Genomic DNA, 17,934 nt, shown 5'->3' with positions numbered 1-17,934 from the left:
GGCGGCGTCAGCACCGGCAGGATGTAGACCATATCGCGCATCACTTCAAAAGCGGCTGAGCCCGCGCCGACGATGATCCCTGCGCGCAGTTCGGTAACGGGGATATTCGCCCCGCGCAGGGTGTCCGCCGTCAGCTGGCGCGCGCGCAGGTGATCGGACTGCTCGCTCTCAGGCGCCTGGAGCGAACTTAAAAAAATCACCTGCTTCACTGGCGTTTGCAGCAGGGCATCGCGGACGTTCAACGCCACCTGTCGCTCGTGGGCGATAAAATCACCGCCTTCGCCCATGCTGTGGACCAGGTAGTAAAGCGTGTCGACCCCTTCCAGCAGCGCGGGAAGCGTCTTCGGCCAGTTGAGGTCAACGTTGTGGCAGGTGACGCCCGGCAACGCCAGCTTTTGCAGGCGGTCGGTGTTGCGTGCCGCTGCCAGCACCTGATGTCCCCGCTGGCTCAACGCCGTGGTGAGATGCTGACCGATATACCCGCTGGCGCCCAGCACCAGAATGCGTTGCGGCACGTGAGGCTCCTTAGCGCTGTAAAAACGCCTGCCAGTGTTTCACCACCTCTGCCAGCTGTTCGCGGTTCACGTCGAGGTGCATGACCAGACGCACCACCGGAGAGGCGTTGATCAGCACGCCGCGCGCTTTCATAAATTCGCCCAGCGCAGCGGCATGCTCATCGCCCACGCGAATGAACAGCATGTTGGTGTCGTGGCGCATCACGTCCGCACCGATCTCGCGCAGCTGTGTGGCCATCCATGCGGCGTTATCGTGATCGTCTTTCAGGCGCGCCACGTTATTTTTGAGAGCATACAGACCCGCCGCCGCCAGAATACCCGCCTGGCGCATGCCGCCGCCGGTCATCTTACGCCAGCGGTTGGCGCGCTTGATGTAATCCGCATTGCCGACCAGCAGGGAACCCACCGGCGTACCCAGCCCTTTGGAGAGGCAAATGGTGAACGAGTCGCAATATTGCGTAATCTCTTTCAGCTCGCAGCCGTACGCCACTACGGCGTTAAAAATGCGCGCACCGTCAACGTGCAGGCCGAGCTTGCGCTCGCGGGTGAAGTTCCACGCCGCTTTCAGGTACTCGCGCGGCAGCACTTTTCCGTTGTGGGTATTTTCCAGACTGAGCAGTTTCGTGCGGGCGAAATGAATATCGTCGGCTTTGATTTTTGCCGCGACCTTATCGAGCGGGAGTGTACCGTCCGGCGCGGCGTCAATCGGCTGCGGCTGGATGCTGCCGAGCACCGCCGCACCGCCGGCTTCGTAGAGATAGTTATGCGCGCCCTGGCCGACAATATACTCTTCGCCGCGCTCGCAGTGGCTGAGTAGCGCCACGAGGTTCGCCTGCGTGCCGGTCGGCAGGAACAGCGCGGCCTCCTTGCCACTCAGCTCTGCCGCATAGCGCTGTAACGCGTTGACCGTCGGGTCATCGCCGTAGACGTCGTCCCCGACCGGGGCGGCCATCATCTCTTCGAGCATGGCACGGCTCGGGCGGGTAACGGTATCACTACGCAAATCAATCATTTCACATCCCTTTATTTTAAGAGGTCACGTGAAATGTTTTACCTGAGCCAGTTGGTTTTTGCCAGTTCGATCACTTCATCACCGCGGCCGCTGATGATGGCGCGCAGCATATAGAGGCTAAAACCTTTCGCCTGTTCCAGCTTGATTTGCGGTGGAATAGCCAGCTCTTCTTTGGCGACTACCACATCCACCAGCACCGGACCGTCGATAGAGAAGGCGCGCTGCAGGGCTTCATCCACGTCAGACGCTTTTTCCACGCGAATACCGGTGATGCCGCACGCCTCGGCAATGCGCGCGAAGTTGGTGTCATGCAGTTCGGTACCGTCCGTCAGATAGCCACCGGCCTTCATCTCCATCGCCACAAAGCCCAGTACGCTGTTGTTGAAGACCACGATTTTGAGCGGCAGCTTCATCTGTACCACGGAGAGAAAATCACCCATGAGCATGCTAAACCCGCCGTCGCCGCACATGGCCACCACCTGACGTTCCGGTGCCGTCGCTTTTGCGCCCAGCGCCTGCGGCATGGCGTTGGCCATCGAGCCGTGGTTGAACGAACCCAGCAGGCGGCGTTTGCCGTTCATCTTCAGGTAGCGTGCTGCCCAGACGGTTGGCGTGCCGACGTCGCAGGTAAAAATGGCGTCGTCGTCAGCGAAATGACTGATCTGCTGTGCCAGGTACTGCGGGTGGATGGCTTTGTCGCTCGGTTTGGCGAGATCGTCCAGCCCCTTACGGGCATCGCGGTAGTCACTGAGGGCTTTATCAAGAAACGCGCGATCCGTTTTCTCCTCGAGCAGCGGCAGCAGGGCGGCCAGGGTGGATTTGATATCGCCCACCAGCGCCATATCTACCTTGCTGTGCGCGCCGATGCTGGCCGGATTGATATCGATCTGAATGATTTTGGCATCCGTCGGGTAAAACGCGCGGTAAGGGAACTGGGTACCGAGTAAAATCAGCGTGTCGGCGTTCATCATGGTGTGGAACCCGCTGGAGAAACCGATCAGCCCGGTCATTCCCACATCGTAAGGGTTGTCGTACTCGACGTGCTCTTTGCCGCGCAGGGCGTGAACAACGGGGGCTTTTAGTTTACCCGCGAATTCAAGTAGCTCCTTGTGCGCGCCCGCGCAGCCGCTACCGCACATCAGGGCAATATTGCTGGAGTAACGCAGCAGCTGCGCCAGCTTTTTCAGTTCTTCTTCCGCAGGCGTCACCACAGGCTGCGGGGCGTGATACCAGTGGGTGCTGGCCCCTTCTGGTGCGGCCTTGAGGGCCACATCACCCGGGATAACGACCACCGACACGCCGCGGTTCAGCACCGCCTTGCGCATGGCGATTGCCAGAACCTGCGGGATCTGCTCCGGGGATGAAACCAGTTCGCAATAGTGGCTGCATTCACGGAACAGCTCCTGCGGATGCGTCTCCTGAAAATAGCCGCTACCGATTTCGGAAGAGGGGATATGGGCGGCAATCGCCAGCACCGGCACGTGGTTACGGTGGCAGTCAAACAGACCGTTGATCAGATGCAGGTTACCTGGCCCGCACGAGCCTGCACACACGGCCAGTTCACCGGTGAGCTGCGCTTCGGCTCCCGCGGCAAATGCGGCGACCTCTTCATGGCGGGTCGGCATCCATTCAATGGTTTTCATTTTGTTAAGGCTGTCGCTCAGTCCGTTCAGGGAATCGCCGGTTACGCCCCAGATACGTTTCACGCCAGCCTGTTCCAGGGTTTTCGCTATATATGCAGCCACGGTTTGTTTCATGGGTGTCCTTCTCCTTTTTGTGATATCGCTTACAAGCTTAGAAGAAAGTCGCTGTATTGCCTGCTCAATACCCCTCAATTAACAGGGTTTCCTTGCGCGATAATTCGGCATAATCTGGTGCTGAGTCAGGTGAAAACAGGAATCATTTCAAATGGTTAAATCATTGTTAATTGCTGTTAATGAAAAGCTATCGTGCGACGATCTTGGCAAACTCTTGTTACGACTTGCCGTCGGTGGGTTGATGCTCTTTCACGGTTTGCACAAGTTATTCGGCGGCGTGGGCTTTATCAGCGGCATGCTGGTGGAAAAAGGGTTGCCGGGGTTTATCGCCTATGGCGTGTTGATTGGCGAAGTGGTGGCACCGATGTTGATTATTGTCGGCCTCTTTACGCGACCGGCCGCGCTGATGCTGGCGTTTACGATGATTGTGGCATGGCTTATGGTAGGAATGGGTGAAACGTTCGCCCTCGATAAGGTTGGGGCATGGGCGATTGAAAGCCTGGTGTACTTCTTTATTGGCTCGCTGGCGGTGGCATTTTTAGGGGCTGGGCGGTTTGCGCTGGGGAAAGCACCGGCGTGGCGTTGAGGCTGTTGTCGATCGGGTAAACAATGTGCCGCCCGACAAAAAAGCCCGGTGGCGCTAGCGCTTACCGGGCCTACGACGTCCAGCCCCTACAAGGTAGGCCGGGTAAACGCAGTGCCACCCGGCAAAAACGGGGGCACCGCGTCAGATTATGCGAGGACCAGATCCCCCTGCGGATGGCATGAGCACGCCAGCACGTAACCTTCGGCAATTTCCGCGTCGGAGAGCGTCATGGTACTGGTGACAGTGTACTCACCTGAAACCACTTTCGTCTTACAGCAACCGCATACGCCCGCACGGCAGGCGGCCACTACCGGTACCTTATTGCTTTCGAGTGCCTCCAGCAAAGTCGTTCCCACGCGGCCAAAGAAGGTCTGCGCAGGCTGTAGCTTAGTAAACTGAATCCCGCTGGTTGCCGCCTCTGCTACCGGCGTGAAGAATTGCTCCTTGAAGAAGCGGGTCACGCCAAGCGCCTTCACTTCTTTCTCGACGATATCCATGTAAGGCGCCGGGCCGCAGGTCATCACGGTACGGTGCGCGATATCCGGCACGCTTTGCAGCAGCTCGCGGCTCAGACGACCGGGCACAAAACCGTGGACCGCATTGTGTTCTGCCACCAGTGTTACCGGATAATTACGCCACTCCTCGGCAAAAATGACATCTTCCGGAGAGCGAACGCTAAAGATCACCTGCACGTCGGCCTGCGGACGGTTTTTCGCCAGCCAGCGGCGCATGGACATAATCGGCGTGACGCCACAGCCCGCCGCCAGCAGCAGGAATTTATCTTCCGCCTTGTCGTCACAGGTGAAATCGCCCTGGGCGTCTGACAGCCAGATATAGTCTCCGCGCTTCACGTCACGGGTCAGCCACTGCGAGCCGGCACCGTCATCAATACGGCGAATGGTAAGCGTGATGTATTCGCTCACGCCCGGCGTTGAGGAGATCGTGTAGGCACGCAGGGTGTCCGCCGAATGGCGGACACTGACCAGCGCATACTGACCGGCACGGTACGGATAGTAATCGTGGCAAATCAGTGAGAGCGTCCACACATCCGGCGTCTCCTGGTGGATGTGATGAACCTGCATCCGCCACGGACATTGTGAGGTTGGCATGGTCATGAATAACTCCTTACGCGCTCAGCAGCTGCTTCATATCATCTTCAACGTTGGTGACGGAGCGCAGGCCGAATTTTTCGTTCAGCACGGCCAGCAGGTCCGGCGTCAGGAAGCCTGGCGCGGTCGGGCCGGTCACGATGTTGGTCACGCCCAGAGAGAGCAGGGTCAGCAGGATGACGATCGCTTTCTGCTCAAACCACGAAAGCACCAGCGACAGCGGCAGGTCGTTCACGCCACAGCCCAGTTTCTCCGCCAGGGTAACCGCCAGAATAATGGCCGAGTAAGCATCGTTACACTGGCCCGCATCGATCAGGCGCGGCAGACCTTCGATATTGCCGAAGTCCAGCTTGTTGAAACGGTATTTACCGCACGCCAGGGTCAGGATCAGGCAATCGTCCGGTACGCTGGTGGCGAAATCGGTGAAGTAGTTACGCTCACCGCGCGCGCCGTCGCAGCCGCCGACGAGGAAGATGTGGCGCAGCTTTTCACGGCTGACGAGATCGATCAGCGAATCTGCGGCGCCGAGCAGGGTTTCACGGCCGAAGCCGACGGTGATCAGATGCGGAATTTCGCTGTACGGGAAGCCCGCCATTTGCTGCGCCTGGGCAATAACCGGACCGAAATCGTCGCCTTCGAGGTGGCTCACGCCCGGCCAGCCGACGATGCTGCGGGTCCAGATGCGGTCGTCATAAGCGCCCACGGTAGGGTCGATGATGCAGTTAGAGGTCATCACGATAGGGCCAGGGAAGCGGGCGAACTCCACCTGCTGGTTCTGCCAGCCGCTGCCGTAGTTACCGATCAGATGTTTGAATTTACGCAGCTCCGGGTAGCCGTGTGCAGGCAGCATTTCGCCGTGAGTATAAACGTTGACGCCAGTGCCTTCAGTCTGCTTCAGCAGGTTGTAGAGATCTTTTAGGTCATGACCGGAGATCAGGATACATTTACCCTCGGTCGCCTTCACGTTGACCTGCGTTGGCGTCGGGTGGCCGTAGGTGCTGGTTTCACCGGCATCCAGAATGCTCATCACGCGGAAGTTCATCTGGCCGATTTCCATTGAGCACTCAAGCAGGGCGTTCATATCGGCAGGCCAGGTACCCAGCCACGCCATGATTTTGTGGTACTGCGCGTAGATATCGTTGTCGTACTGACCGAGAACGTGCGCGTGCTCCATATACGCCGCTGCGCCTTTCAGACCGTACAGGCACAGCAGGCGCAGACCGAGAATGTTCTCGCCAATCGCCGCTTTGTCTTTATTCGGGGTAAAGTCTGCCGCCTGACGCTGGAGGTCGCCCAGGTCATCACTCGCCAGCTGGAGTTCTGACATCGGATTGTCCACGCGAGCGTTAGCATCAGCGTTCAGGCACTGCGCTTTCAGCGCTTCACGCAGGGCGATAGCTTCACGGGCATAGCCGACAATGCGAGGGGAATCAAAGTTAACGTTGGTCAGCGTAGAGAAGAATGCGCGCGGCGCGAAGCTGTTGACGTAGTGGTCGACGATGTCGTATTCGCGGGCTTTGAATGCCCATGCGGAAAGGCCTTGCAGGGCAGCAATCAGCAGGTCCTGCAGGTCTGATGTTTCTGCGGTTTTGCCGCACATACCCTGCGCGTAAGAGCAGCCATTGCCTGCCGGGGTACGGATGGTTTGTTCACATTGCACACAAAACATAATCACACCTGTTAAAGTTATATTTGATATACATGTTTAAGGTTATGCCTGTGCCAGAACGGTGAAAAGCGCTTTCTGCTACAAAATAGAGGGAGATTGATTTAGCGCAATTTTGGCGGCAGGCACCCTACCGCCAAAGAAGTATCAGGCAGAGAAGAACGCCATCAGAATGGGAACCAGCAAACTCAAAATAAAGCCGTGCACGATGGCTGCGGGCACCATTTCCAGCCCGCCTGAGCGCTGAAGTACCGGCAGCGTAAAGTCCATCGAGGTCGCGCCGCACAGACCCAGTGCGGTAGAGCGACTGCGGCGAACCAGCCCCGGGATCAGCATAATGGCAATCAGCTCACGCGCCAGATCGTTAAAGAAGGCGGCGCTGCCGATCACCGGACCGAATGATTCAGTCAGCAGAATACCGGAAAGGGAGTACCAGCCAAATCCGGAGGCCATTGCCAGGCCGGTTTTCAGCGGCAGATCGAGAATAAAAGCATTAATCACACCCGCCACCATTGAGCTGGTGACAACCATTACGGCAATAATCATTCCCCGACGGTTGAGGACAATCTGTTTCAGGGTCATGCCGTTATTTCGCAGCTGGATACCAATCAGGAACAGCAGGAAGATCAGGGTATATTCACTGGCTTCTGTCGCGTGCTGTAAAAATGCCCATCCGGTGAGACCCAGAAGAAAACCGAGCACCACGACGCCGCAGAGTTTTAATGACTCAAGTGCCATCGCAATACGGGAGGGCAGCTTTTCCTGGTGGTGATGGTTTTTCCAGGGAATGGTGCGTTCCAGCCACAGCAGTGCGGCAATATTGCACAGCAAAATAACCGTAACCGTGACGGCTGAATAATGCAAAATGGAGAGTAAATTCGCGGACAGGTTATCCAGGAAGGCCAGGCTAATCCCCATAAAGAAAAGAATGAGATAAACAATCCCGCTGAGAAAACGGTTGATAAGCCGTAATGCGGATTCCTGACACAGCGGAATAAGGTAGCCCGCAATCAGGGGCAGCAGAATAATGAGGAGTCCTGAAAACATGAACAGCCGGTCCTTTTGAGTGTCTGTTGAGCGCCAGAGACACTACCCAATAAAGGCTATTCAGTAAAGCGGCAAAAGAAAGCCGGGTGGCGGCTACGCCTTACCCGGCCTGTATGTGCGGCCTGTTGCCCTCACCCCGGCCCTCTCCCACGGGGAGAGGGAGGGAAAGATTAATCGCGTTTTTCCAGCAGGGTGCGATACAGCACGCCGCCCAGAATACCGCCGATAATTGGCATCACCCAGAACAGCCACAGCTGCTCAAGCGCCCAGCCGCCCTGGAAGATGGCGACGGCGGTACTGCGTGCCGGGTTAACGGAGGTGTTGGTGACCGGAATTGAAATCAGATGGATAAGCGTCAGCGCCAGACCAATAGCAATCGGGGCAAAGCCAGCAGGCGCGTGTTTGTCGGTGGCGCCGTGGATCACCAGCAGGAAGCCCGCGGTCAGCACAATTTCAATCACGATGGCAGACAGCATGGAGTAACCGCCCGGCGAGTGTTCGCCAAAGCCGTTTGAGGCGAAGCCGCTGGCGGCCGCGTCAAAGCCGGCCTTACCGCTGGCAATAACGTACAGAACGCCAGCCGCAATAATACCGCCCACCACCTGCGCCACGATGTAGCCAATGACGTCTTTAGCAGGGAAACGACCGCCCGCCCATAAACCTAACGTCACAGCCGGGTTAAAATGACCACCGGAAATATGCCCCACGGCGAAGGCCATGGTTAATACGGTTAAGCCAAACGCCAGCGCGACGCCGACAAAACCAATGCCTAATTCCGGGAACGCTGCTGCCAGAACGGCGCTACCGCAGCCACCAAATACCAGCCAGAATGTACCAAAACATTCTGCAGCCAATTTTCTAAACATAACCACCTCAAATAATTTCCGCGCGCTTTCCCGCGGGCGGGATATATCGCCATAAAGGGATGACGACTCAAAGAGCCCGTATTTTAGAAACCAACAACATCCCTTCGCCACTTAAATAAATTCGATAAATTTGATTTAAGGCAATGTGATGTCATTCCTTGTTCAAATGAGCGGTAAATAGAGCATAGACCAATTCTTGTCAGGGTGAATGTTATGCTGTCGTGACAAGATTCCTCCCGCTATACTGCTGATAACTTAAAGGAAAAAGTGTTCATTTCGCGGGGGATTTATGCTTCTCGAACGTGTGGAAATTGTCGGGTTTCGCGGTATTAACCGCCTGTCGCTGCAGCTTGAGCAGAACAACGTCCTGATCGGCGAGAACGCGTGGGGTAAGTCCAGCCTGCTCGATGCGCTGACGTTACTGCTATCCCCCGAAGACGATCTGTATCACTTTGTCCACGACGATTTCTGGTTCCCGCCCGGGGACGTGACGGGACGCGAGAAGCACCTGCATATTATCCTGACGTTCCGTGAATCCGAGCCAGGCCGTCACCGCGTGCGTCGCTTCCGCCCGCTGTCACCCTGTTGGGTGCCCTGTGACGATGATTTCCACCGGATTTTCTATCGCCTGGAAGGCGAGATGGCGGAAAACGAAGGGGTCCTGACCCTGCGCGAGTTTCTTGATGAAAAAGCCAACCCGATCCCACTGGACAACATCGACGATTTGGCTCGCCACCTGACCCGCCTGACGCCGGTATTGCGGTTGCGTGATGCGCGCTTTATGCGGCGTATCCGTAACGGCACGGTACCGAATATGCCGGAGGTGGAAGTCACCGCCCGCGAGCTGGATTTTCTGGCGCGTGAGCTGGTGTCGCGTCCGCAAAACCTGACCGATGGTCAGATTCGCCAGGGGTTGTCCGCGATGGTACAACTGCTTGAGCACTATTTTTCCGAGCAGGGGACATCGGAGTCGCGCCACCGGCTGATGCGCCGTCGCTCTCATGATGAACAACGCAGCTGGCGCTATCTCGACATCATCAACCGGATGATCGACCGGCCCGGCGGTCGTACCCATCGGGTGATTCTGCTGGGGCTGTTTTCAACACTTTTGCAGGCTAAAGGCACCGTGCGTCTTGACCGGGATGCCCGCCCGTTGCTGCTGGTGGAAGATCCTGAAACGCGGCTTCACCCCATCATGCTCTCGGTGGCCTGGCATCTGCTGAATTTGCTGCCGCTCCAGCGTATTACGACCACCAATTCTGGTGAGCTATTATCCATGACGCCGGTTGAGCATATCTGCCGTCTGGTGCGCGAGTCTTCGCGGGTCTCCGCGTACCGTCTCGGGCCTGGCGGTTTAAATGCCGAAGACGGGCGGCGCATCGCGTTTCATATTCGTTTTAATCGCGCGTCGTCACTTTTTGCCCGCTGTTGGCTGCTGGTGGAAGGGGAAACGGAGACCTGGGTCATCAACGAACTGGCGCGCCAGTGTGGGCACCATTTTGATGCGGAAGGCATTAAGGTGATCGAATTTGCCCAGTCGGGATTAAAACCGCTGATAAAATTTGCCCGCCGGATGGGTATTGAATGGCATGTGCTGGTGGACGGTGACGAGGCGGGTAAAAAGTATGCCTCGACCGTGCGTAGCCTGCTGAATAATGAACGGGAAGAAGAGCGCGACCATTTAACCATGCTCCCCGCGATGGACATGGAGCACTTTATGTATCGTCAGGGGTTTGACGATGTGTTCCACCGCATTGCGATGGTGCCGGTCGATGTTCCGATGAACATGCGCCGCGTGATCGCCAAAGCGATACACCGTTCGTCAAAACCGGATCTCGCGATTGAAGTGGCGACGGAAGCGGGAAGGCGGGGCGTGGAGGCGGTGCCCACTCTGCTGAGGAAGATGTTCTCCCGCGTACTGTGGCTGGCACGCGGGAGGGCGGATTAACCTCGGGTCGCCTGATTCACCTGCTGAATCAGGCTGTCCAGCAGTTCGTAGCGACGGCGATATTCGGAACGTTTTTTGCTCGCGATCTCTTCCATCGGTTTACGCGGCATGACAAGCGGCAGCATAAAGTTACCGCTATCCTGCTTTTCACCGCCGAGGGAGAGCCAGAAGCTGTCATAATCAGCCAGCAGTTTTCCCTCTTTTTTCTTGCGGTAACGCCAGCTGCGATAAATATGGGTGTCGTTACTGACGGCGACAATCTGTTCGACCGGGAAAGCGGCGCCGAGCGTCATGGCGGTTTCAACCAGCAGACGTTTCGGGAACAGCCCATGACAGGCCTTCGTCGCTTTCTGGATCCGCTCATGGGGAACATGCGCTTTTGCGCCCTGCAAACCGCCAATGAACAGCGTCGATTTTCCGGCAAAAGGGCAGAGCGTGAAGGTTATCTCCGCCAGGACTGTGTTTTGATCGTCGCAGAAGACGAGGGTGGCTTCTCCCTCTTTATCCATAAACGCATCAGCACACAGGCGAACGGTAAAGTGCTGTTCATCTTTACCGGTTAAGGTCAGCAGCGTGGCACCCTGCTTCGAAAGATAGCCCTGCAGCAGCGTCGCCGGAAGCTGGCGGCTCATGATCTGATAGTGCCAGTTAAGAGACTCCAGCGCGTGCTGACGTTCCATGTTCACCGTCAGCCACGGGCGGTGCATCCGGCAGGGCAGCCCCGGCTGAGCTTGTAATATCTGCATCAGACGCGGCTGTTTTGCCAGGCGCGTCAACAGGCGAGAGGTGGTGACGGGAGCCGCAAGCGACCGTAACACGAACTTGCGCCGATAAGCCGGATTCTGCCATGCCAGTCCTGGGGTAAGCTTACCCAAAGCCAGGTTTTTGAAAAGCTGCCAGCCGGAGGCAGGCTGCGTCAGGGGGGAATAAGGCGTATCGACGATGGAAGACATGATAAATCCTGAATCTTTTGGAATATCACTATTTCAACAAGAGGAATATCAACATCTCGTCAACAAATTAGGACGATTTCGGAGAACAGGGGTTTCGTTAAGGAGTCGTTTAGATAGAATCAACATTTATTATTGCCAGAACATTTATTTGGAATATTTATGAACCTCAAGGGAAAACGCAGAACGCTATTTCTGCTGCTGGCGGTCGTGATTTTAGTCGGTGGATTCTGGTTATGGCAGGTGCTTAACGCACCGGTGCCGCAGTACCGGACACTGATCGTTCGCCCCGGCGAACTGCAGCAAAACGTCCTGGCGACGGGCAAGCTTGATGCATTGCGCAAGGTTGACGTTGGCGCTCAGGTCAGCGGCCAGCTGAAAACGCTGTCGGTAGAGATCGGTGATAAGGTAAAAAAAGGCCAGCTGCTGGGTGTTATCGATCCTGAACAGGCCGAGAACCAGATCCGCGAGGTGGAAGCCACGCTGATGGAGCTGCGCGCCCAGCGTGCTCAGGCGCTGGCTGAACGTAATCTGGCCCAGGTCACGCTGACCCGTCAGCAGGCGCTGGCAAAAACCCAGGCCATTTCGAAGCAGGATTTAGATACTGCCACGACGGAGCTGGCGGTCAAGCAGGCGCAGATTGGCACCATCGACGCACAAATCAAACGCAATCAGGCCTCGCTGGACACGGCGAAAACCAACCTCGACTACACGCAAATCGTTGCGCCGATGGCCGGTGAAGTCACCCAGATCACCACGCTGCAGGGGCAGACGGTAATTGCCGCCCAGCAGGCGCCTAACATTCTGACGCTGGCGGATATGAGCACTATGCTGGTCAAAGCGCAGGTTTCCGAGGCGGATGTGATCCATCTGAAACCTGGGCAGAACGCCTGGTTTACCGTGCTTGGCGACCCGCAGACGCGCTATGAAGGCGTGCTGAAAGACATTCTGCCGACGCCGGAAAAGGTTAACGACGCTATCTTTTACTACGCCCGTTTTGAAGTGCCAAACCCACAGGGCGTGCTGCGTCTGGATATGACTGCCCAGGTGCATATCCAGCTGACCGGCGTGAAGAACGTGCTCACCATTCCGCTCTCCGCGCTGGGCGAATCCGCCGGGGACAATCGCTATAAAGTGAAAGTGCTGCGCAACGGCGAGACGCGCGATCGCGAAGTGGTGATTGGCGCGCGTAATGATACCGATGTGGTGGTGGTGAAAGGGCTGGAAGAGGGTGAGGAGGTGGTTGTCAGTGAAAGCCTGCCCGGAGCCGCGAAATGACCGCGCTGCTTGAGCTGAAGGATATCCGTCGCAGCTATCCGTCGGGCGACGGTCCGGTGGAGGTGCTGAAAGGCATCTCCCTGCGCGTGGAAGCGGGCGAGATGGTGGCGATTGTCGGCGCGTCAGGCTCCGGTAAATCGACGCTGATGAACATTCTCGGCTGCCTGGATAAACCCACCAGCGGGACCTATCGCGTGGCCGGGACGGATGTCTCCACGCTCGACGGCGACGCGCTGGCGAAGCTGCGCCGGGAACATTTTGGTTTTATCTTCCAGCGTTACCACCTGCTCTCACACCTGAACGCGGCGCAAAACGTCGAAGTGCCCGCCGTCTATGCAGGCGTGGAGCGGAAGAAACGTCTTGAGCGTGCGAAGACGCTGTTAACGCGTCTCGGGCTGGCTGAACGCGTGGAGTACCAGCCGTCGCAGCTGTCCGGTGGCCAGCAGCAGCGCGTGAGTATTGCCCGCGCGCTGATGAATGGCGGGCAGGTGATCCTCGCGGATGAACCCACCGGGGCGCTCGACAGCCATTCCGGTGAAGAGGTGATGGCGATCCTCCACCAGCTTCGCGATCAGGGGCACACGGTGATCATCGTTACCCACGATCCGCAGGTGGCGGCGCAGGCGGAACGCATTATTGAGATCCACGACGGCGAGCTGGTCAGCAACCCGCCGCCGCGTGCGTCCAGAGCGGCAGCTCCGAAAGAAGCGCTGCCGGCCTCAACCGGCTGGGGACAATTTTCCAGCGGCTTTCGTGAAGCGCTGAACATGGCCTGGCTGGCGATGGCGGCCAACAAAATGCGCACCCTGCTGACCATGCTCGGGATTATCATCGGTATTGCTTCCGTGGTCTCGATTGTGGTGGTGGGCGACGCCGCCAAGCAGCTGGTGCTGGCCGATATTCGCGCCATCGGTACCAATACCATTGATGTCTATCCCGGCAAGGACTTTGGCGACGACGAACCGCAGTATCAGCAGGCGCTAAAGTATGACGATCTGGCAGCGATTCAGAAGCAGCCGTGGGTAAATTCCGCCACGCCAGCCGTTTCGCAAAACCTGCGTCTGCGGGTAGCGAATGTTGACGTTGCCGCCAGCGCCAACGGCGTCAGCGGGGACTACTTCAACGTCTACGGCATGACCTTCAGCGAAGGGGCGACCTTTAATGCCGAACAGCTGGCGGGCAGGGCGCAGGTGGTGGTGCTGGACGCGAACTCGCGCAGGCAACTCTTCCCTAATAAAGCCAGTGTCGTCGGTGAAGTGATCCTGGTCGGCAACATGCCTGCCACGGTCATTGGTGTGGCGGAAGAGAAACAGTCGATGTTTGGCAGCAGCAAGATCCTGCGCGTCTGGTTGCCCTACACAACGATTTCCGGGCGGATCATGGGGCAGTCATGGCTCAACTCCATCACCGTGCGTGTGAAGGAGGGCTACGACAGCGCGCTGGCCGAACAGCAGCTTGAGCGGTTGCTTACGTTGCGCCACGGGAAGAAGGATTTCTTCACCTGGAACATGGACGGCCTCTTGAAAACGGCGGAAAAGACCACACGTACTCTTCAGCTGTTCCTCACGCTGGTGGCGGTGATCTCGCTGGTCGTCGGCGGCATCGGGGTGATGAATATCATGCTGGTGTCGGTCACGGAACGTACCCGGGAGATTGGCATCCGCATGGCGGTCGGGGCCAGAGCCAGCGACGTGCTGCAACAGTTTCTGATTGAGGCTGTGCTGGTGTGCCTGGTCGGCGGGGCGATGGGCATTGCGCTCTCGATGATAATCGCGTTTGCACTCCAGCTCTTTTTACCCGGCTGGGAGATTGGCTTCTCGCCGGTTGCCATTATTACCGCATTTTTGTGTTCGACCTTCACCGGCATTTTGTTTGGCTGGCTCCCCGCCCGCAACGCGGCGCGGCTGGATCCGGTGGATGCGCTGGCTCGGGAATAACCCGAAAATAAAAATGCCAGCCGATCGGGCTGGCATTTTGACTGCGGGATGTACACAATAAAACAGAGCGCTATGCAACCGTCTCTGCTTCAATGGGTACGATAAGGCTTGCATGATTGCCTTTTGGTCCCTGGTGTACATCGAACCGGACGGACTGCCCGGCTTTGAGCGTTCTGTAACCATCCATCTGAATGGTGGAATAGTGAGCGAAGATATCCTCGCCGCCGCCTTCGGGGCAGATGAAGCCAAACCCTTTGGCGTTGTTGAACCACTTAACAGTACCCATTTCCATGCTTCGACATCCTTCGTAAATCTTATAAGTTAAGATGGAATGAACCGGTGGTGGAGTGGGGGCTGTTCAAAACCTCGCCATCTCACGCTTGTACAATTTAGAGAAACGAAAGACGTCGTCAAGCGTTTGGCGCTGGAGATGGGACAATAATCAACCAAAGTTTGAAGCAGTTAACGCTATTGCAACGGTTTGTGACAGACATCGCGGATGACAGTAATAGATGATTGTTATCTAACATCTGAGGTAGATTCAAAGTGGTTATGCAAAATGGGTAAGACCAACGACTGGCTGGATTTTGACCAGCTGGCGGAAGATAAAGTGCGTGACGCGCTAAAACCGCCATCTATGTATAAAGTTATGTTAATGAACGATGATTACACGCCGATGGAATTTGTTATTGACGTGCTACAAAAGTTCTTTTCTTATGATGTAGAACGTGCAACGCAACTGATGCTTACCGTTCATTATCGAGGCAAAGCCATCTGCGGCATCTTTACGGCAGAAGTGGCGGAAACCAAAGTGGCGATGGTGAACGACTATGCGAGGGAGAACGAGCATCCGTTGCTGTGTACGCTGGAAAAGGCCTGATAAGGCATAAAATTGGGGGAGGTGCCTATGCTCAATCAAGAACTGGAACTCAGTTTAAACATGGCTTTCGCCAGAGCGCGTGAGCACCGACATGAGTTTATGACCGTCGAGCATTTACTGCTCGCACTGCTTAGCAACCCATCTGCCCGCGAAGCGCTGGAAGCCTGCTCCGTGGATCTGGTGGCGCTACGTCAGGAACTCGAAGCCTTCATCGAACAAACCACACCGGTGCTGCCAGCCAGTGAAGAGGAGCGCGACACGCAGCCGACGCTCAGCTTCCAGCGCGTGTTGCAGCGCGCGGTATTCCACGTCCAGTCTTCCGGACGTAGCGAAGTGACTGGCGCAAACGTCCTGGTCGCCATCTTCAGCGAGCAGGAGTCACAGGCGGCCTACCTGCTGCGCAAACACGAAGTCAGCCGACTCGACGTGGTGAACTTTATTTCTCACGGAACGCGTAAAGACGAGCCTAACCAGGCATCGGATTCCAGCAATCAGGTCAATAACAATGAAGAGCAAGCAGGCGGGGAGGATCGTATGGAAAACTTCACCACCAATCTTAACCAGCTTGCTCGCGTTGGCGGTATCGACCCGCTGATTGGTCGCGATAAAGAGCTGGAGCGCGCGATCCAGGTGCTGTGCCGTCGCCGCAAAAACAACCCGCTGCTGGTGGGTGAGTCAGGCGTGGGGAAAACCGCGATTGCGGAAGGTCTGGCCTGGCGCATTGTGCAGGGCGACGTGCCGGAAGTGATTGCCGATTGCACCATCTACTCGCTGGATATTGGCTCGCTGCTGGCGGGCACCAAATACCGCGGCGATTTTGAAAAACGCTTCAAGGCGCTTTTAAAACAGCTGGAGCAGGACACCAACAGCATTCTGTTTATCGATGAGATCCACACCATCATCGGCGCAGGTGCGGCGTCCGGTGGCCAGGTGGATGCCGCTAACCTGATCAAACCGCTGCTCTCCAGCGGCAAGATCCGCGTGATTGGCTCCACTACCTACCAGGAGTTCAGCAACATCTTCGAAAAAGACCGTGCGCTGGCGCGCCGCTTCCAGAAAATTGACGTGACCGAACCGTCCGTTGAGGAAACGGTGCAGATCATCAACGGTCTGAAGCCGAAGTATGAAGCGCACCACGACGTGCGTTACACCGCGAAAGCGGTCCGTGCGGCGGTGGAGCTGGCGGTGAAATACATCAACGATCGTCATCTGCCGGATAAGGCAATTGACGTGATTGATGAGGCAGGGGCGCGAGCGCGCCTGATGCCGGCCAGCAAGCGTAAGAAAACGGTTAACGTGGCGGACATTGAGTCCGTGGTGGCCCGCATCGCGCGTATTCCTGAGAAGAGCGTCTCTCAGAGTGACCGCGACACGCTGCGCACCCTCGGCAATCGCCTGAAAATGCTGGTCTTTGGTCAGGATAAAGCCATTGAGGCCTTAACCGAAGCGATCAAGATGGCCCGCGCCGGGCTGGGGCATGAGCACAAGCCTGTCGGGTCCTTCCTGTTCGCTGGCCCAACCGGCGTCGGGAAAACCGAGGTGACGGTTCAGCTCTCCAAAGCGCTGGGCATTGAGCTGCTGCGCTTTGATATGTCCGAGTATATGGAGCGCCACACCGTCAGCCGTTTGATTGGTGCGCCTCCGGGCTACGTCGGCTTTGACCAGGGCGGCCTGCTCACCGACGCGGTGATCAAGCATCCGCACGCGGTACTGCTGCTCGATGAAATCGAGAAAGCGCACCCGGATGTGTTCAACATCCTGCTGCAGGTGATGGATAACGGGACGCTGACCGACAACAACGGGCGCAAGGCGGACTTCCGCAACGTGGTGCTGGTGATGACCACCAACGCCGGGGTACGTGAAACCGAGCGTAAATCCATCGGCCTGATCCATCAGGATAACAGCACCGATGCGATGGAAGAGATCAAGAAGATCTTTACGCCGGAGTTCCGTAACCGTCTGGACAACATTATCTGGTTCGATCACCTGTCTACCGAGGTGATCCATCAGGTGGTGGACAAGTTCATCGTCGAGTTGCAGGTACAGCTGGACCAGAAAGGCGTATCGCTGGAAGTGAGCCAGGAGGCCCGCAACTGGCTGGCTGAAAAAGGCTACGACCGTGCGATGGGTGCCCGTCCGATGGCGCGTGTGATTCAGGACAACCTGAAGAAACCGCTGGCGAACGAGCTACTGTTTGGCTCGCTGGTGGACGGCGGTCAGGTGACCGTGGCGCTGGATCAGGCGAAGAACGAGCTGACGTACGACTTCCAGAGTGCGGCGAAGCACAAGCCGGAAGCGGCTCACTGAGTAGTAAGGTAAAAGCAAAACGGCAACTTCGGTTGTAATGCCAGTCAGTTAAGCAACTGACTGGCCCTTTTTCGGG

The 17,934-nt window shown here is 57.0% G+C and carries 15 protein-coding genes; 6 read left to right on the top strand and 9 right to left on the bottom strand.

Annotation, left to right across the window (positions count from 1 at the left end):
• From L977_RS14065 to poxB, 3 genes are all read right to left on the bottom strand, one after another.
• Positions 1 to 515 (bottom strand): NAD(P)H-binding protein (locus L977_RS14065; RefSeq protein WP_047626011.1); only part of this gene is annotated, 515 nt, incomplete at its 3' end.
• 10 nt (positions 516 to 525) lie between these two features.
• Complete coding sequence (ltaE, locus tag L977_RS14060) at positions 526 to 1,527, bottom strand: low-specificity L-threonine aldolase (protein WP_047626010.1); 1,002 nt, start codon at positions 1,525 to 1,527, stop codon at positions 526 to 528.
• 38 nt (positions 1,528 to 1,565) lie between these two features.
• Positions 1,566 to 3,284, bottom strand: a complete 1,719-nt coding sequence (gene poxB, locus L977_RS14055; RefSeq protein ID WP_047626009.1) for a ubiquinone-dependent pyruvate dehydrogenase — start codon at positions 3,282 to 3,284, stop codon at positions 1,566 to 1,568.
• Between the two features lie 151 nt (positions 3,285 to 3,435).
• Here poxB and L977_RS14050 point away from each other — a divergent pair, with 151 nt between their 5' ends.
• On the top strand, positions 3,436 to 3,870 hold the full coding sequence (locus tag L977_RS14050) for a DoxX family protein (RefSeq protein WP_023338201.1): 435 nt from the start codon (positions 3,436 to 3,438) through the stop codon (positions 3,868 to 3,870).
• A 146-nt stretch (positions 3,871 to 4,016) separates the two neighbouring features.
• On the opposite strand, the gene hcr is transcribed toward L977_RS14050, so the two are convergent.
• The 4 genes from hcr to aqpZ all read right to left on the bottom strand — a co-directional run bounded on the left by hcr (position 4,017) and on the right by aqpZ (position 8,558).
• On the bottom strand, positions 4,017 to 4,985 hold the full coding sequence (gene hcr, locus L977_RS14045) for an NADH oxidoreductase (protein WP_023337002.1): 969 nt from the start codon (positions 4,983 to 4,985) through the stop codon (positions 4,017 to 4,019).
• 10 nt (positions 4,986 to 4,995) lie between these two features.
• Positions 4,996 to 6,648 (bottom strand): hydroxylamine reductase, encoded by a 1,653-nt coding sequence (gene hcp / locus L977_RS14040; RefSeq protein WP_047626008.1) that lies wholly within the window; start codon positions 6,646 to 6,648, stop codon positions 4,996 to 4,998.
• Positions 6,649 to 6,792: 144 nt separating this feature from the next.
• Positions 6,793 to 7,692: a lysine exporter LysO family protein gene (locus L977_RS14035; RefSeq protein ID WP_047626007.1), complete on the bottom strand. Its 900-nt coding sequence runs from the start codon at positions 7,690 to 7,692 to the stop codon at positions 6,793 to 6,795.
• Positions 7,693 to 7,862: 170 nt separating this feature from the next.
• Positions 7,863 to 8,558: an aquaporin Z gene (gene aqpZ, locus L977_RS14030; protein ID WP_014883193.1), complete on the bottom strand. Its 696-nt coding sequence runs from the start codon at positions 8,556 to 8,558 to the stop codon at positions 7,863 to 7,865.
• 289 nt (positions 8,559 to 8,847) lie between these two features.
• Here aqpZ and L977_RS14025 point away from each other — a divergent pair, with 289 nt between their 5' ends.
• Positions 8,848 to 10,506, top strand: a complete 1,659-nt coding sequence (locus tag L977_RS14025) for an ATP-dependent endonuclease (RefSeq protein WP_014883194.1) — start codon at positions 8,848 to 8,850, stop codon at positions 10,504 to 10,506.
• Here the strand turns inward: L977_RS14025 and L977_RS14020 are convergent.
• Entirely contained in the window at positions 10,503 to 11,459 is a 957-nt protein-coding gene (locus L977_RS14020; RefSeq protein WP_023332528.1) for a VirK/YbjX family protein, read from the bottom strand. The genes L977_RS14025 and L977_RS14020 overlap by 4 nt on opposite strands.
• Positions 11,460 to 11,618: 159 nt before the next feature.
• Here L977_RS14020 and macA point away from each other — a divergent pair, with 159 nt between their 5' ends.
• Complete coding sequence (macA, locus tag L977_RS14015; protein ID WP_014883196.1) at positions 11,619 to 12,734, top strand: macrolide transporter subunit MacA; 1,116 nt, start codon at positions 11,619 to 11,621, stop codon at positions 12,732 to 12,734.
• Complete coding sequence (macB, locus tag L977_RS14010; protein ID WP_047626006.1) at positions 12,731 to 14,671, top strand: macrolide ABC transporter ATP-binding protein/permease MacB; 1,941 nt, start codon at positions 12,731 to 12,733, stop codon at positions 14,669 to 14,671. Before macA ends, macB begins: the two co-directional genes overlap by 4 nt.
• 70 nt (positions 14,672 to 14,741) lie before the next feature.
• Here macB and cspD read toward each other — a convergent pair whose 3' ends face one another.
• A complete protein-coding gene (gene cspD, locus L977_RS14005; RefSeq protein WP_008499993.1) occupies positions 14,742 to 14,963 on the bottom strand; it encodes a cold shock-like protein CspD in 222 nt (73 codons plus the stop codon).
• A gap of 267 nt (positions 14,964 to 15,230) precedes the next feature.
• On the opposite strand from cspD, the gene clpS reads away from it, so the two are divergent.
• Together clpS and clpA are read left to right on the top strand one after the other, a co-directional pair.
• Positions 15,231 to 15,551, top strand: a complete 321-nt coding sequence (gene clpS / locus L977_RS14000) for an ATP-dependent Clp protease adapter ClpS (RefSeq protein ID WP_006174393.1) — start codon at positions 15,231 to 15,233, stop codon at positions 15,549 to 15,551.
• Between the two features lie 27 nt (positions 15,552 to 15,578).
• Positions 15,579 to 17,858 carry an ATP-dependent Clp protease ATP-binding subunit ClpA gene (gene clpA, locus L977_RS13995; RefSeq protein ID WP_014831269.1) on the top strand — a complete coding sequence of 760 codons (2,280 nt, stop codon included), beginning with the start codon at positions 15,579 to 15,581 and terminating at the stop codon, positions 17,856 to 17,858.
• Positions 17,859 to 17,934: the final 76 nt, after the last annotated feature.

It is taken from the genome of Enterobacter sp. ZOR0014 (assembly GCF_000798855.1).
GTDB lineage: Bacteria > Pseudomonadota > Gammaproteobacteria > Enterobacterales > Enterobacteriaceae > Enterobacter > Enterobacter kobei.
This window is presented reverse-complemented; position numbering and strand designations above follow the sequence as displayed.